Origin of the sequence: Paracoccus caeni (assembly GCF_016629665.1) — a bacterium.
GTDB classification, from domain to species: Bacteria; Pseudomonadota; Alphaproteobacteria; order Rhodobacterales; family Rhodobacteraceae; genus Paracoccus; species Paracoccus caeni.
The window spans coordinates 58,561-73,865 of sequence record NZ_JAEPRQ010000008.1 but is presented as its reverse complement, the minus strand read 5'-3'; the positions used below and the strand labels follow the sequence as shown (position 1 = coordinate 73,865).

Sequence of the window (15,305 nt, the reverse complement as noted above, 5' to 3'; positions counted from 1 at the left end):
TTCTTCGTCTCGCAGAGGAAACGGTTATTCTTCGACGCGCCGTCTTAGGCGCTTCGTCCCGCCGCCCTGCCCGAGAAAATGCAGCCGCCCAGAAACGTGCCTTCCAGCGCGTTATATCCATGATACCCGCCGCCGCCGAAGCCAGCCGCCTCCCCACAGGCGTAAAGCCCGGCAACCGGCTGGCCGTCATCGCCAAGGACGCGCCCGTCCAGATCGGTCTCGATCCCGCCCAGCGACTTGCGCGTCAGGATATGCAGCCGGACCGCGATCAGCGGCCCCGCCTTGGGGTCAAGGATCGCATGCGGGCGCGCGGTTCGGATCAGCCGGTCGCCCAGATAGGCCCGCGCCTGCCGCAGCGCCACGATCTGCGCATCCTTGGCGAAGGTGTTTCCAAGCTCGCGGTCCCGCGCCTCGATCTGCGCCCGCAGATGGCCCGGATCGATCGAATGATCGCCAATCCGGTTCATCCCCTCGACCAGCGCTTCCAGCGTGTCGGCGACCACGAAATCCTCGCCATGCCGCTTGAACGCCTCGACCGGCGCGGGCGCGCCCTTTGCCAGCCTGCTGCGCAGCAACAAACCGATGTCGCGATTGGTCAGGTCCGGGTTCTGCTCGGACCCGGAAAGCGCAAATTCCTTGCCGATGATCTTCTGCGTGGTCACGAACCAACTGTGACGATCACCGGCCCGGCAGATATGCTTCAGCGTGGCGAGACTGTCGAAGCCCGGCAGACACGGCGCGGGCATGCGGTTGCCGCGTGCATCGAACCACAGCGATGACGGGCCGGGAAGGATACGGATGCCGTGATTGGGCCAGATCGGATCCCAGTTGCGGATACCCTCGGTATAGTGCCACATCCGGTCGCGGTTGATGATCCGTGCGCCCGCCTGTTCGGCATGGCCGATCATCAGACCATCGACATGGTGCGGCACGCCGCAGACCATGCGATCAGGCGGCGGTCCCAGCCGGTCGGCGGGCCATGCCTGACGGACCAGAGCCTCGTTCCCGCCAATGCCGCCGCTGGCCACGATGACCCGCCCTTCCAGCCGGAAATCCCGAACCACATCGCGGCTTGATTGGCGACCGCGATCAACCGGATCATCGGCCAGTATCTCTCCTTCGACGCCGGACACCCCGCTGCCGTCGCGGATCAGACGTGTCACGCGATGACGAAACCTCAAAGCGATCCTGCCTTCGGTTTCAGCCGCCAGCACCTGTTTCAAGAATGGCTCCAGCACGCCCGGTCCGGTGCCCCATGTGACGTGAAAGCGCGGGACCGAGTTGCCGTGCCCATCGGCCAGACTGCCGCCCCGTTCGGCCCAGCCGACGACCGGGAACCAGCGCATGCCCATACCGTGCAGCCATCCGCGCATCTCGCCCGCGGCGAAATCCAGATAGGCATCGGCCCAAAGCCGCGGCCAGTAATCCTCGGGCCGGTCGAACCCGGCTGAGCCCAGCCAATCCTGCCGGGCCAGATCGAGGTTATCGCGGATCCGCATCCGCCGCTGCTCGGGCGTGTCGATCATGAACAACCCGCCCAGCGACCAGAAAGCCTGCCCGCCCAATGAGGCGCGTGGCTCTTGATCCAGCAGGACCACCCTTCTGCCACGGCGGATCAGTTCGGTCGCGGCGACAAGGCCCGCAAGTCCCGTTCCGACGATGATGACATCTGTCTGTTCGGTCATGATCTCCCCCACCATTACCGCCGATCAGGCTAGACCATCGCGATGCGTCGGATGAAGGTTCTTCTGACACCCTCGACGCAGCGTTACCGCCAACGCCGCGCAAAGCGCCCAAAACCGGCAAAATGACGCTGTTTCCCCGGATTTGCGGTGCAATCTGCGCGTGCTGTCGGATTCGCCTTCATGCTGGTCGCCCCTGAACCATGACAGGAACGTGAATGCGCCAAGTTACCGGCGTGAGGTCCGGTCCCTGACCGAGACCCATTGGCGGACCCGTTCCGCTTTCACGCTCGTTCAACCGGGAAGTAACGATATGCAAGAAAAACTCGGTCGGGGCATCGATCCCGGCGTTTTCTGGCCAGCGATCTTCATTGCCGGCGGTTTTGTCGTCTGGGGGGTCGCCTCCCCCGCAAGCCTGTCTGCCATTGCCTCCGGCGTGCTCGACTGGATCATCCGCGTCTTCGGATGGAGCTTCGTCATTTCAACGGCGGTCTTTCTGGTCTTCGCCGTGTTTCTGGCCTTCAGCCGCTTCGGCAGTATCAGGCTTGGTCACGACGGAGAGCGCCCCGAATTCAGCACCCGGTCATGGGTCTGCATGATGTTCAGCGTCGGCATGGGCATCGGGTTGATGTTCTGGGGCGTGGCCGAACCGATCCAACATTTCGCCACACCGCCGCATGAGCTTGCCGCACCGCAGACGCCGGAATCGGCCATGGTCGCGATGCAGTTCGCCTATTTCCACTGGGCGCTGCATCCTTGGGCGATCTATGCCGTCGTCGGGCTGGCGCTGGCCTATTTCAGCTATCGCCGCGACCTGCCGACGCTGGTGTCGAGCGCGTTCTTCCCATTGCTGGGCGACCGCATTCACGGCCCGATCGGGCGCACCATCGATGTGCTTGCAATCATTGCGACGCTGTTCGGGACCGCAACCTCGCTGGGCCTTGGCGCGCAGCAGATCAACAGCGGCATGAATTTCCTGTGGAATACCGGCGAATCGCCCACCATCGCGCTGACGATCATTGCCGTCCTGACGGTCATGTTCATCCTCTCGGCGGTGTCCGGGGTCGGCAAGGGCATCCAGTTCCTCAGCAACCTCAACATGATCGTCGCTCTGATCCTGCTCTTGTTTCTGGCGGCGCTTGGTCCGACCGTCTTCATCATGGACACGCTGATCGAGGCGCTTGGCCTTTACCTCAGCGATCTGGTGTCGATGTCCTTCCGCACCTCGGCCTTCGGTGACGGCAAATGGCTGGCAAGCTGGACCATTTTCTACTGGGCATGGTGGGTCTCCTGGGCACCGTTCGTCGGCGTCTTCATCGCCCGCATCTCGCGCGGGCGCACCATCCGCGAATTCGTGTTCGGCGTCCTGCTGATCCCCAGCGCCGTCACCTTCGTCTGGTTCACCATCATGGGCGGCAGCGCGCTGCATTCCGAACTGGTCGGCCCCGGCGGTCTGGTCGAGGCAATCGCCGAGCGTGGCGAGGCAGTCTCGCTGTTCGTCCTGCTGGAGCAATATCCGATGGTCGGCGTCACATCGTCCATTGCGATGTTCCTTGTGGCGATCTTCTTCGTCTCGGGCGCTGATGCGGCTTCGGTGGTGATGGGTATGCTGTCCTCACGCGGGACGACCGAGCCACGTTCGGGCATCGTCGTGCTGTGGGGCCTGCTGGCCGGAGCGTCGGCCTCGGTGCTTCTGGTGATGGGTGGACTTGGTGGGCTTCAGACCGCCTCGATCATCGCGGCGGCGCCGTTCCTGCTGGTCATGGTCGGGCTTTGTATCTCGCTATGGAAAGGACTGCTCGACGATATCGAGGTCCACGGCCATTTCGAGGAACTGGACCCCCATACCGGCGGCGTCAAACGCGGGCGCTAATCAAGACCGGCGAGGCGCCTTCGGGCGCTTCGCCATCCGCGGCGGTTATCCCGCCTGCTCGACCAGCCCGATCATCGGTCCCAGACTGCGGCCGAAATCCGCACGGTTGACCGAAGGCGCATAGAGCCGCGAAATCGAGCCGTCGAAATACAAGGCTTCGCGCACGCCCAAGCCATCGCGGAACAGACGCCCGAATTCGTGAAACGTTACCGGACGGTCAGAGATCGCGAACCATGCCGTCTGTCCGTCAGGCGACACGCCCACACCGTTGCGGATATAGCGGCTGTCGGAATCGACCAGAAAACGCGGATGCAGTTCGCCCTCGATCACCAGCATCGGGCCGGATTGCGTGGCAAGGCGGCATTCCGGGCGGGCATCGGCAAAGGCGCGGCTTTCGATCACCTGAAAAGGTTTCTCGCCGCCGGTGCAGAACACCCCGTTCGGCAGCATCCCGAAATTGTCGTTGCTTCCGCCGGTGACGATCGGATGCTTTTCCTCGCCATCGATCACCAGCAGCCCGACTGGCTTGTAGTCGCGGTGATACATCCCTGCATTCATCGCAAAGCCAAGGCTTTCGCCCTGCCCCAGCAACCGCCGCACATTGTTGAAGTTGCGCAGCGGCTGACCCTGCTCGTCATCCTGCCACAGCCGCAACGCGGGCTCCTGGGCGGCGGCGACTTCGCAGATCACATAGTTCTGGCCGTCATGGCTCATCCGTCCGCAACCATCCGCAGCGGCAGGGATCGCCATCGCCAAGAGCATGCCAAAGGCCACGCCAATACGGCGTTGCACCTTAATCCTCATCGTCGTCCGCTGCCTCGACATCGCGGCGCACACGCTCATCCGCGAACAGGCGGCGGGTGTCGTCCAGACGGTCGAAGGTCTCGTCCAACTGGAACCGCAATTGTGGCGCATATTTCAGCGTCAGCGATTTCGACACCAGATGCCGCAACTCGGCGGAATTGCGGCGAAGGGCGACCAATGCCTCTTCCGCATCATGTCCGCCAAGTGGCAGCACATAGGCCGTCGCCACCTTCAGATCGGGCGAGGTTCGCACCTCTCCGACGGTGATCGAGTGGCGGTTCAGGTCCGGGTCATGCACATCGGCGCGCAAAAGCACGTCGGAAAGCGTCCGGCGGATCAGCTCGCCCACGCGAAGCTGTCGCTGCGAGGGGCCTTGTCCATGAGAAAAGCGGTTCTGTGCCATGGCGTCCGATGTAGGGGGTCGCGGGCCGCGCCGCAACGGGATAAGAGGTTTCTAGCACAGGGGGTGTCCGATGAGCGACTTTGAAATGACCGCGACGACCGAAGTTCCCGGCATCGTGGTGACCGGCGTTTCGGGTCGCATGGGTCAGATGCTGGTCCGTCTGGTGCTGGAAAACCCCGAAACGCGGCTGGTCGGCGCGCTGGTCCGCGAGGGTCACGACTGGGTCGGACGCGACGTGGGCGAGGCGATGGGCGGCGCGCCGGTCGGGGTCATCGTCAGCGATGATGCCGTATCGGTCATTGCGAAAGCGCAGGCGGTGATCGACTTCACCACCCCGAATGCGACGGTCGCCTATGCCGAACTGACGGCGCAGGCGCGGGCAGTGCATGTGATCGGCACGACCGGGCTGGATCAGGCGCAGCTTGACTATCTGAACGCCGCCGCCCGCCATGCGCCGATCATTCGCGCCGGGAATATGAGCCTTGGCGTCAACCTGCTGGTCGGCCTGACCCGCAAGGTCGCCGCCGCCTTGGGCGAAGACTGGGACATCGAAATCGTCGAGGCGCATCACCGCCACAAGGTCGATGCACCCTCCGGCACGGCACTGATGTTGGGCGAGGCCGCAGCCGAAGGTCGCGGCAAGGCGCTGGCCGATCTGCGTGTGCCTGGCCGCGAGGGGATCACCGGCGCACGCGAGGCGGGCAGCATCGGCTTTGCCGCCATTCGCGGCGGTGATGTGGTGGGCGAACATGACGTGATCTTCGCCGGTGCGGGTGAGCGCGTGGTGCTGCGCCATCTGGCGACCGACCGGGCGATCTTCGCGCGCGGCGCGATCCGCGCGGCAATCTGGGGTCAGGACAAAGGTCCGGGTGAATATGATATGGACGACGTGCTAGGCCTGAACTGATCCGGGCAAGCGCAAGGGGGATGCGATGCCAGCCGATTGTCTCTTCTGTCGTATCGCCGCGGGTGAACTTCCCGCGCACAAGGTCTATGAGGATGACGCGATCCTTGCCTTCCTCGACCTGCATCCGATCCGCGAGGGTCACGCACTGGTCATCCCCAAGGATCACCACATCTGGTTCGAGGATCTGCCCGAGGCTCTGGCGACCCGTGTGACCAGTTGCGCGCAGGCGATCGCGCGAGGGATGAAGCGGATTTACGGGGTCGAGCGGGTCTCGATGTTCTACACCGGCATCCATGTGCCGCACGCCCATGCCCATGTCGTGCCGATGCATCACATCCATGACGTGACTTCGCTGGAATATCTGAAGGACGGACCGGAGAAATTCTCTGCTCCGCCGCAATTGCCGCCCGAGCGGATGGCCCGGATTGCAAGCGAGTTGGGCGAAACGCTGTCTTAGGTCACCAGAAAATCCGCATACAAGACGTCCGACGGGTCAGTTTCCCCGACCCGGCACGTCTAAAGTTCTGCTAGTCCCCCGGCTCGATCAGACAGCAGCCATTCAGCATCCATGCCTCGCCTTCCCCTCGATGGATCACGGTTGCCCGTAGCCCGAACAGCCGGTCCGACATTCCGTCCGAGCAAATCTCCGGCGTCGCCAACACTGTCAGAGTTCCGCCAAGGATCGCCCGCGTCGGATCGCGGAAGATGCCGGTATCCAGCACCGCCTCTAGGGGTTGGCTGACGGGCTGGTCGGGATCGCTCAGAACCAAATTCTCGCCCTCGACCTTCAAATCCCAGAACGGCTCGGTGCCCAGACAGCGGAAATCGGCGGGCAGCGCGCCAGGCTCCCAAACGTCGGTGCGATAGTTCAGATAACGCATCGACACCCAGCCAGAGCCCTCGCCCGTATTCACCCGGCCCCAGCCAACGGCTTCCTCGATCACCTCGACGCCTTTCGCATCGGGCGCCAGCGTGCCGATGATCGCGGCGGAACCATCCGGCTCGGCCCGGACGTTCAAGACATCGTCGCTGGCCACATTCGTTACATCGAACAGCGTCGGCAGGATGTATTCCTGCGTAGCCAATGCGGGACCGGCCAGCAGGCAGGCGACAAGGGCAGGGGCGATGAGGCGCAGCATGGAATTTCCTTCGATGACTTGCCCGCAGCCTAGCGCGCCCCGCCGCATTCCGCATCACACGGTTTCGCAAGCTGTTCCCACCGCGATTTTCAGCGGCTAGAACGGCAGCATGACCACGCGCCTGATTGCCGATGAACAAACCACTGCCGCACTTGCGCGGATGCTGGCCGCGATCTCCCGGCCCGGTCAGGCGATCCTGCTGGACGGGCCGGTCGGCGCGGGCAAGACCCATTTCGCCCGGGCCTTTATCCGCGCCCGGCAAGGGGCGCTGGCCGAGGACGTGCCCAGCCCGACATTCACGCTGGTCCAGACCTATGACGACCCGATGGGGACCGAGATCTGGCATGCCGACCTGTATCGTCTGACCGATCCGTCCGAACTGGATGAGCTTGGGCTGGATGAGGCGCTGGACAGCGCCATCAGCCTGATCGAATGGCCCGACCGGATGGAGCGGCTGCCGGATGGCGCCCTGACCGTGATGATCGAGGCAGACGCAAATCCCGACCTGCGCCGGATCACCCTGACCGGCTGGCTGGGTCTGGATCGGGCGGTCGCGCGCACCCGCTTTGTGATCGATGCCGGGTGGGGCGAGGCCCGGGTGTTACCGCTGGCGGGCGATGCCTCGGCCCGGCAGTATTTCCGGCTGGAGGGTGACGGGCAGGCGGTGCTGATGGACGACCCTTCCGGCAGCACGCCGCCTTTTGTGGCAATGACGCACTGGCTGCGGGGGCATGGCTTTGGCGCCCCCGCTTTGCTGGCCGAAGATCAGGCGGCGGGATTGCTGCTGGTCGAGGATCTGGGCGATGATCTGGTCGCCCGCGTGCTAGAACGCCGCCCCGAGGCCGCGCCGGAAATCTATGCCCGGATCATCGATTTTCTTGTGGACCTGCACCGCCATCCCGCCCCGGATTTCGTCAAGCCGCTGGACGGGCCGACGCTTGCGGAACAGGTGGGGCTTTTCGCCGAATGGTATCCCCAAGCGGCAGGCAGCAAGGCGACCGGCGCAGAGATCGCCCCGCTGATCGAACGCCTGCATGCCGAACTGGCCGCCGATATCGCGCCGGTGCTGAGCCTGCGCGATTTTCATGCCGAAAACCTGATCTGGCGCGGCGATGCGGCCCTTGGCCTGATCGATTATCAGGACGCCGTGACCTGTCACCCGGCCTACGATCTTGTATCCGCCCTGCAAGATGCCCGCCGCGATGTCGCGCCCGAGATTGAGGCCGCCAGCATTGCCCGCTATCTGTCCGCGACCGGCATGGATGAGGCCCGCTTTCGCGCCGCCTATGCCCTGCTCGGCGCGCAAAGGAACCTGCGGATCATCGGCATCTTTACCCGGCTGTGCCTGCGCGACGGCAAGACCCGCTATCTGGATTTCATGCCGCGCGTCTGGGCCTATGTAGAGCGCAACCTTGCCCATCCGGGGCTGGCGGCGCTGGCCGAGGCGGTGAACAGCCTGCCCGCCCCTGATGCCGCCATCATCGAAAGGATCCGCAGCCAATGCGCCACTTGCCGCTGATGATCTTCGCCGCCGGGCTTGGCACCAGAATGCGCCCGCTGACCGACCTGCGCCCGAAGCCGCTGATCGAGGTCGCAGGCACGACCCTGCTGGACCGCGCGCTGAGCCTTGGCCGCGATGCCGGTGCGGCGCCCATCGTGGTCAATACGCATTATCTTGGCGCGCAGATCATCCAGCATCTTGCCGGACAGGACGTGGCCATCAGCAACGAGGCCGGCGAGATCCTTGATACCGGCGGCGGGCTGAAAAAGGCGCAGCCCCTGCTGGGCGATGGGCCGGTGATGACGCTGAACCCGGATGTGGTCTTTACCGGACCCAACCCGCTGACGGCGCTGCTTCAGGCGTGGGATGATAGCATGGATGCGCTGCTGGCGCTGGTGCCGCTGGACCGGGCGACGGCCCGCAAGGGGGGCGGCGATTTCAGCGTGGACGCCGATGGCCGGATCAGCCGCAAGGGCGATTTCGTCTATGCGGGCGCGCAGATCATCCGCCCCAACCGGCTGGCCGATATTCCCGACCGGGTGTTTTCGCTGAACAAGCTGTGGGATCTGCTGATCGCCGAGGGTCGCGCCCATGCGATGATCCATGACGGCTGCTGGTGCGATGTCGGCTCGCCCGAGGCGATCCCCTTGGCCGAGGCGATGCTGAATGGCTGAGCCCTTTCACGGCCTTTACGGACTGCCCCCCGGCGTCGATTTCGCCCGGGAATTCGTGCGCGGCTTTCTGGACCGGATGCAGGGCCGCCCGCCCGAGGCCATCGCCCGCGTCACCATCTACGCCAACGCCTCGCGCACGCTGGCGGAACTGCGCGCGGCCTTTGACGAACGTGGCCCGCTGTTGCTGCCGCGCCTGCGTCCGGTCACCAATCTGGACCACCCGTCGCTGCGGCATATCCAGCTTGCCTCGCCCCTTGCGCGGCGGCTGCAACTGGCACGGCTGGTCTCGCATCTGCTGGAGACACGGCCCGATCTTGCGGCGGGGCATTCGGTGGCGATGCTGGCACGGTCGCTGGCGACGCTGATGGCCGAGATGCAGAACGAGGGCCGCGATCTTGCCGCGCTGGAGGCGATTGATACCGGCGATCATGCCCGCCACTGGCAGAACGCGCTGACCTTCCTGCGGATCGCGGCAGAGTTTCATCTGGATGCGCCGATGGTGGACCGGGCGGCGCGGCAGCGGGCGGCGGCGCAGATGTTTCTGGACGACTGGTCGCGGGGCGAGAACCTGCCCGACGGGCCGGTGATCGTCGCGGGCTCGACCGGATCGCATGGCGGAACGCGGCTTTTCATGCAGGCGGTGTCGATGCTGCCGGAAGGCGCGGTGGTGCTGCCGGGCTTTGACTTCGATCAGCCGCAGGCGGTGTGGGACAGCCTGGGCGAGCGGTCGGACGACCATCCGCAGGCACGGTTCGCGCCCTTGATCCGCGCCGCGGGCTATCCGGCGCATTGGACCGATGCCGCGCCTTATGCCCCCGATCGCAACCGCTTGATGTCGCTGGCCCTGCGCCCTGCCCCGGTGACCGATCAGTGGATCGCCGAGGGGCCGTCGCTGCCCGATCTGATCGCGCCCACCGAACATCTGACGCTGATCGAGGCGGATCAACCGGGTCAGGAGGCCGAGGTGATCGCGCTGATCATGCGTGACGCCGCCGAACGGTCCGAGCCCTGCACCCTGATCGCCGCCGACGGCAACCTGATCCGCCGGGTCAATGCCGCGCTGGACCGATGGCACCTGCGGCCGGATGAAGGCGCGGGCGAGCCGTTGTCGCTGACCGCGCAAGGCTTGTTCCTGCGCCAGCTTGCGGGCCTTTTTGGCGAGACGTTGAGTATCGACCGGCTGCTGATCCTGCTGAAGCATCCGGTGGCGATGACCGGATCTGCCGTGATCGGGTCGAACGACGCCCGGCTTCTGTCACGCAATCTGGAGCTGGAGCTGCGGGCGAAAGGTCCGGCTTTCCCCGATGGCGACACGCTGCGGGACTGGGGCACAAAGGGCGATGCGCAACGCAAGCTTTGGGCGGAGTGGCTGGCCGCTGTCCTGGATCGGATCAAGGCGCTGGAGCGTGACACGGCATCCCGGCCCCTGCCCGACCGGCTGTCCGACCTGCGCCATCTGGCCGAGGATCTGGCCGCCGGGCCGGGCGGCGATCCCGAGGCATCGGCGCTGTGGCAAAACCGCGAGGGCAAGAAGGCCCGCGCCGTCATGGACCATCTGGCGGACCACGCCGCCCAAGGCCCCGACATGCGCCCCGGCGATTTCGCGGCGCTTCTGAACGACGAATTGCAGGCCCAGACCGTGCGGATCGAAGGCGAGGCGCATCTGCTTTTGCATATCCGCGGCCCGCGCGAGGCGCGGATCGTCGGGCATGGCACGGTGATCCTGTCGGGGCTGAACGAAGGCGGCTGGCCGAAGGCGGTCGATCCCGATCCGTGGCTGTCGCGGCAGATGCGGCTGGATGCCGGGCTGACCGTGCCTGAACGGCAGATCGGCCTGTCGGCGCATGACTTTCAACAGGCGATCGCGCAGGACCGGGTGATCCTGACCCGCGCCCGCCGCGATGCCGAGGCCGAGACGATCCCCTCGCGCTGGCTGAACCGGCTGATGAACCTGATGACCGGCCTGCCCGACCGTCACGGCCCCGAGGCTTTGGCCGCGATGCGCGAACGCGGCAAGGTCTGGCTGGGGATGGCTGCGGCTTTGGCGCATCCGCAGGACAAAATTCCTGCTGCCTTGCGCCCCTCGCCGATCCCGCCTGCGCCGCCCTTCCGCGAATTGCCAGTGACCGATGTGTCGCTGCTGATCCGCGATCCCTATGCGGTCTATGCCAAGCGCGTCCTTGGCCTGCGCCCGCTGCCCGCGATCCGCCCCGAGCCTGACCCCGCCCTGCGCGGCCAGACGCTGCACAAGATCGTCGAAAAGCTGCTGGCGACCAAGCCCGGCCCGGATATGCCGCCCGACAGGCTCAAGGCCGAGTTTCTGCGCATCGCCGCCGAGGTGTTGCAGGATGAGGTGCCATGGCCCGCCGCCAGCGCCTTCTGGCAGGCCCGGATGGAGAAGATCGCCGATCAGATCGTGGCCGATGAACTGCTGCGACAGGCGGAAGGTCAGCCGGTCGTGGTCGAAAATCGCGGACGGGTGGCGGTGGCCGGGATGGATTTCACCCTGACCGCCAAGCCCGACCGGATCGATCTGCTGAATGACGGTCAGGCGGTGATCTACGACTATAAATCCGGCATACCGCCCACCGACGCCCAGATCCGCCATTTCGACAAGCAACTGGTGCTGGAGGCCGCGATGGCGCGGAAAGGCGGCTTCGCTGATCTTGGGCCGGTCGATATTGCGGGCATCCGCTATATCCAGCTTGGCGGCGAGGGAAAAACACAGGCGCGCGAGTTCTCCTTCCAGATGGAGGGTGAGAACTGGGACGGGTTTGTGCGGCTGATCGCGTCCTATCTGACCGGGGGAACCGGCTTCACCTCGATGCGCGCGCCCGAAAAGACCAGCTATGCAGGCGATTACGACCATCTGGCCCGATACGGCGAATGGTCGCTGGCCGATGACGCCAAGCCGGAAAAGGTGGGCGATCATGGATGATGCGACCCGGAACCAGATCGAGGCCGCCGATCCCGCGCGCTCGACATGGCTGACGGCGAATGCCGGGTCGGGCAAGACGCGGGTGCTGACCGACCGGGTGGCGCGGCTTTTGCTGGCCGGAACCCCGCCCGAACGGATCCTGTGCCTGACCTATACCAAGGCCGCCGCGACCGAGATGCAGAACCGCCTGCTGGCCCGTCTGGGCAAATGGGCGATGCTGCCAGAGGCGGAACTGCGGGCCGAATTGCGGATTCTGGGCGAGGCAGGCGAACCCGATCTGCGCGAGGCAAGGCGGCTTTTTGCTCGCGCCATCGAAACGCCGGGCGGGCTGAAGGTTCAGACCATCCACAGCTTCTGCGCGGCGCTGCTGCGGCGGTTTCCGCTAGAGGCGGGCGTGCCAATGGGATTTTCGGAACTGGACGACCGCTCGGCCCGCGCGCTGCGCGCCGAAATCGTCGAAGAGATGGCCGAGGAGGGCGATCCCGCCATCCGCGACCTGACCGCGTTGCAATCCGGCGACAATCTGGACAGCTTCCTTGCCGGGCTGTCCCAAACGGATTTCCGCGACCCGCCCGATCCAGCGACGATCTGGGCGGCGATGGGCCTGCCTGTGGGTCTGACCGGGGATGCGCTGCTGGCGCAGGTGTTCGACGGAAGCGAAGGGGATCTGTTCGACGTGCTGATCCCGCTTTTGCATGGCAGCGGCACGAACGATCAGAAGCTGGCCGCGAAACTGACCGGCCCACGCTGGCGCGATCCGGGCATGGCAGAGCTTGAGGTGCTGTGCGATGCTTTGCTGACGGGCGCGAAGACGAAAGAGCCGTTCAGTGCCAAGATTGGCACGGTGCCCGCCGTCGGTTTGCAGCGTGGCGCGGCTAAGGCGTTCATGCCAGATCTCGAAGACCTGATGTTGCGGGTGCAGGAGGCCCGCCCCTCGGCCATGGCGCTTGGGCTGGCGCAAAAGACGCTGGCCCTGCACCGCTTTGGTCATGCCTTCACCGGGCGGGTGAACCAGCGCAAGGCCGCGCATGGCTGGCTGGATTTCGATGACCTGATCCTGCGGACCGCCGATCTGCTGGATAATTCCAGTATGGCGCAGTGGGTTTTGTGGCGGCTGGATGGCGGGATCGACCATATTCTTGTGGACGAGGCGCAGGATACCAGTCCGGACCAATGGCGGGTGATCCGCCGCCTGACCGACGAATTCACCAGCGGCGCCGGGGCACATGACCGCACCCGGACGCTGTTCGTCGTCGGCGATCCGAAGCAGTCGATCTATTCCTTTCAGGGCGCCGACATCGCCGTGTTCGAGGAAATGCGCGACCGTTTCGACCATGATTTCGCCGCCGTGCAACAGCCGATGCAGCAACGCGGGCTGGCGCATTCCTTCCGCTCGTCGCCCGCGATCCTGTCGCTGGTCGATGCGGTTTTCGACGGTCCCGCCGCGCAGGGCCTTGGCGATCCGCCCCGGCATATCGCCTTTCGCGACGCCCTGCCGGGCCGCGTCGATCTCTGGCCCGCCTTGCCCGAGCCGGAAAAGCCCGAACGCGCCGACTGGACCCAACCCGTCGATGCCCCGGCTGAAAACGCCGCCGATACCGAACTGGCCCGCGCCATCGCCCGCCAGATCCGCGCTATGCTGGGCACGCCGATCCTTGATGCGAAAAGCGGGCTGCCGCGTGCCATCGGGCCGGGCGATATTCAGATCCTCGTGCAGCGCCGCAGAGGGCTGTTCGACGATCTGATCCGAGAGCTGAAGGCGGCAAACCTTCCCGTCGCAGGCGCCGACCGGCTAAAGCTTGCCGCCGAACTGGCGGTGCGTGACATCACCGCGCTGTTGAGCGTCGTGGCAACGCCCGAGGACAACCTTTCGCTGGCTGCTGCCCTGCGGTCGCCCCTGTTCGGGCTGACCGAAGACGATCTGTATCGGCTGGCCGTCGGACGCCCGAAGAACCTTTTCCTGCGTGCCAGACTGGAAGAATCGCAGCACGATCGCGCAAAGGCCATTTTCCGCGACCTGTTCTCTCAGGCGGATTACCTTCGCCCCTATGATCTGATCTCGCGCCTGCTGATCCGTCACGGCGGTCGCGCCGCCCTGCTGGCCCGGCTTGGCCCCGAGGCCGAGGACGGGATCGAGGAATTGCTGTCGCAGGCGCTGGCCTATGAATCGGTCGAGACGCCTTCGCTGACCGGGTTTCTGGTCTGGCTGGCCAGCGACGACGTGCAGGTGAAGCGGCAATTGCCGGGCGGATCGGGCGGGTTGATCCGGGTGATGACGGTGCATGGCTCGAAAGGGTTGGAAAGCCCGGTGGTGATCCTGCCCGAAACCCAGAAACGTAAAGCCGACAACCGCGCCCGGACAGTGCGGCTGGACGATCTGCCGGTCTGGAAGGGTTCCGCCGAAGAGCGGCCCGATCCGGTCACCGACGCCGTCGCCGAGCATGACCAGCGGCAAGAGGAAGAGCGGCGCAGGTTGCTTTATGTCGCGATGACGCGAGCGGAAAGCTGGCTAATCGTGGCCGCTGCGGGGGAAACCGGCAGCGGGATGGAAAGCTGGCATGCGATGATCGCAGAGGGTGCCGGGCGGGTGGCGCTGGAGCGGTCCGAGATCGAGATCGACGGCATCGGCACCGGGCTGCGGCTGGCCTTTGGCAACTGGCCTGCGGGGCCGGTGGCTGCTGCCGCCGTCGCAAAGGCGCAGGTTGCGGTGCCGGATTGGGCGTTGCGCGCGCCACCGCCGCAGCCGGATTATGTCGGGCCGGTGGCTGCGACCTCTTTGGGCGGGGCGAAGGTTCTGGGCGGCCCGGTCGAGGATGCCGACCGCGCCGCCGCGATGTTGCGCGGCACCCGGCTGCATCTGCTGCTGGAGCATCTGCCGGGGCAGGCGCGCGAGGCTTGGCGCGATGTGGCGACCTCGGCCTTGTCGGGGGATGAGGGCGGCTTGCCGGATGAGGCAGAGCTGACGGCGCTGCTGGCCGAGGTGACGGCGGTGATCGATGCGCCCGATCTGACGGAAATAATGTCGCCGGGGCCGGATGCTGAGTTGCTGCGCGAGGTGGATCTCAGCGCCCCCCTGCCCGGCATCGGCATCCTGCACGGCACCATCGACCGGCTGATCGTCACGGACGAGTGTATCCTTGCCGTCGATTACAAGTCGAACAGCGAAGTCCCCGCCGCGCCGGAAGCCACGCCAGAGGGGATCCTGCGGCAGATGGCGGCCTATCGCGATGCGCTGCGACTGATCTGGCCGGATCGCCGGGTCGAGGCTGCGGTGCTGTGGACCGCCACCCGCAGCCTGATGATGCTGCCCGATCCGGTGCTTGATCAGGCGATGGCTGCCCTTGACCATCGCGCGCCGCGTTCATAGCTGTTGATCAAGCCTCC

General features: G+C 65.6%; 11 protein-coding genes. 7 read left to right on the top strand and 4 right to left on the bottom strand.

Going from position 1 to position 15,305, the window contains the following annotated elements; translation table 11 throughout:
- Positions 1-44 precede the first annotated feature (44 nt).
- Positions 45-1,685, bottom strand: a complete 1,641-nt coding sequence (locus JJJ17_RS17000; RefSeq protein ID WP_200688547.1) for an FAD-binding dehydrogenase — start codon at positions 1,683-1,685, stop codon at positions 45-47.
- Between the two features lie 310 nt (positions 1,686-1,995).
- Here JJJ17_RS17000 and JJJ17_RS16995 point away from each other — a divergent pair, with 310 nt between their 5' ends.
- Positions 1,996-3,555 carry a BCCT family transporter gene (locus JJJ17_RS16995; RefSeq protein ID WP_200688545.1) on the top strand — a complete coding sequence of 520 codons (1,560 nt, stop codon included), beginning with the start codon at positions 1,996-1,998 and terminating at the stop codon, positions 3,553-3,555.
- A gap of 45 nt (positions 3,556-3,600) precedes the next feature.
- Here the strand turns inward: JJJ17_RS16995 and JJJ17_RS16990 are convergent, their stop codons facing one another.
- Together JJJ17_RS16990 and rbfA are read right to left on the bottom strand one after the other, a co-directional pair.
- Entirely contained in the window at positions 3,601-4,359 is a 759-nt protein-coding gene (locus JJJ17_RS16990) for a phosphodiester glycosidase family protein (protein WP_200688543.1), read from the bottom strand.
- Positions 4,349-4,762 carry a 30S ribosome-binding factor RbfA gene (gene rbfA, locus JJJ17_RS16985; RefSeq protein WP_200688541.1) on the bottom strand — a complete coding sequence of 138 codons (414 nt, stop codon included), beginning with the start codon at positions 4,760-4,762 and terminating at the stop codon, positions 4,349-4,351. Before rbfA ends, JJJ17_RS16990 begins: the two co-directional genes overlap by 11 nt.
- 70 nt (positions 4,763-4,832) lie before the next feature.
- On the opposite strand from rbfA, the gene dapB reads away from it, so the two are divergent.
- Together dapB and JJJ17_RS16975 are read left to right on the top strand one after the other, a co-directional pair.
- On the top strand, positions 4,833-5,669 hold the full coding sequence (gene dapB / locus JJJ17_RS16980; protein WP_407673376.1) for a 4-hydroxy-tetrahydrodipicolinate reductase: 837 nt from the start codon (positions 4,833-4,835) through the stop codon (positions 5,667-5,669).
- Between the two features lie 25 nt (positions 5,670-5,694).
- The gene (locus JJJ17_RS16975) at positions 5,695-6,126 is read left to right on the top strand and encodes an HIT family protein (RefSeq protein WP_200688539.1); all 432 of its coding nucleotides are present in this window, start codon (positions 5,695-5,697) and stop codon (positions 6,124-6,126) included.
- A 70-nt stretch (positions 6,127-6,196) separates the two neighbouring features.
- On the opposite strand, the gene JJJ17_RS16970 is transcribed toward JJJ17_RS16975, so the two are convergent.
- Positions 6,197-6,808 carry a COG3650 family protein gene (locus JJJ17_RS16970; RefSeq protein WP_200688537.1) on the bottom strand — a complete coding sequence of 204 codons (612 nt, stop codon included), beginning with the start codon at positions 6,806-6,808 and terminating at the stop codon, positions 6,197-6,199.
- A gap of 109 nt (positions 6,809-6,917) precedes the next feature.
- On the opposite strand from JJJ17_RS16970, the gene tsaE reads away from it, so the two are divergent.
- From tsaE to addA, 4 genes are read left to right on the top strand one after another with little or no spacing between them, the layout of a single operon-like run.
- Positions 6,918-8,327: a tRNA (adenosine(37)-N6)-threonylcarbamoyltransferase complex ATPase subunit type 1 TsaE gene (gene tsaE / locus JJJ17_RS16965; RefSeq protein ID WP_200688535.1), complete on the top strand. Its 1,410-nt coding sequence runs from the start codon at positions 6,918-6,920 to the stop codon at positions 8,325-8,327.
- A complete protein-coding gene (locus JJJ17_RS16960; RefSeq protein WP_234464162.1) occupies positions 8,309-8,983 on the top strand; it encodes a nucleotidyltransferase family protein in 675 nt (224 codons plus the stop codon). Before tsaE ends, JJJ17_RS16960 begins: the two co-directional genes overlap by 19 nt.
- Positions 8,976-11,921 (top strand): double-strand break repair protein AddB, encoded by a 2,946-nt coding sequence (gene addB, locus JJJ17_RS16955; RefSeq protein ID WP_200688533.1) that lies wholly within the window; start codon positions 8,976-8,978, stop codon positions 11,919-11,921. The genes JJJ17_RS16960 and addB overlap by 8 nt, the downstream gene beginning before the upstream one ends.
- Positions 11,884-15,288, top strand: coding sequence for a double-strand break repair helicase AddA (addA, locus tag JJJ17_RS16950; protein WP_200688803.1), 3,405 nt, complete (start codon positions 11,884-11,886; stop codon positions 15,286-15,288). Before addB ends, addA begins: the two co-directional genes overlap by 38 nt.
- Positions 15,289-15,305: the final 17 nt, after the last annotated feature.

What these genes read in the sequence shown, in the direction of transcription:
- JJJ17_RS17000 (WP_200688547.1), bottom strand. Translation starts at nt 1,685, where the DNA reads ATGACCGAACAGACAGATGTCATCATCGTCGGAACGGGACTTGCGGGC.
- JJJ17_RS16995 (WP_200688545.1), top strand. Translation starts at nt 1,996, where the DNA reads ATGCAAGAAAAACTCGGTCGGGGCATCGATCCCGGCGTTTTCTGGCCA.
- JJJ17_RS16990 (WP_200688543.1), bottom strand. Translation starts at nt 4,359, where the DNA reads ATGAGGATTAAGGTGCAACGCCGTATTGGCGTGGCCTTTGGCATGCTC.
- rbfA (WP_200688541.1), bottom strand. Translation starts at nt 4,762, where the DNA reads ATGGCACAGAACCGCTTTTCTCATGGACAAGGCCCCTCGCAGCGACAG.
- dapB (WP_407673376.1), top strand. Translation starts at nt 4,833, where the DNA reads ATGAGCGACTTTGAAATGACCGCGACGACCGAAGTTCCCGGCATCGTG.
- JJJ17_RS16975 (WP_200688539.1), top strand. Translation starts at nt 5,695, where the DNA reads ATGCCAGCCGATTGTCTCTTCTGTCGTATCGCCGCGGGTGAACTTCCC.
- JJJ17_RS16970 (WP_200688537.1), bottom strand. Translation starts at nt 6,808, where the DNA reads ATGCTGCGCCTCATCGCCCCTGCCCTTGTCGCCTGCCTGCTGGCCGGT.
- tsaE (WP_200688535.1), top strand. Translation starts at nt 6,918, where the DNA reads ATGACCACGCGCCTGATTGCCGATGAACAAACCACTGCCGCACTTGCG.
- JJJ17_RS16960 (WP_234464162.1), top strand. Translation starts at nt 8,309, where the DNA reads ATGCGCCACTTGCCGCTGATGATCTTCGCCGCCGGGCTTGGCACCAGA.
- addB (WP_200688533.1), top strand. Translation starts at nt 8,976, where the DNA reads ATGGCTGAGCCCTTTCACGGCCTTTACGGACTGCCCCCCGGCGTCGAT.
- addA (WP_200688803.1), top strand. Translation starts at nt 11,884, where the DNA reads ATGACGCCAAGCCGGAAAAGGTGGGCGATCATGGATGATGCGACCCGG.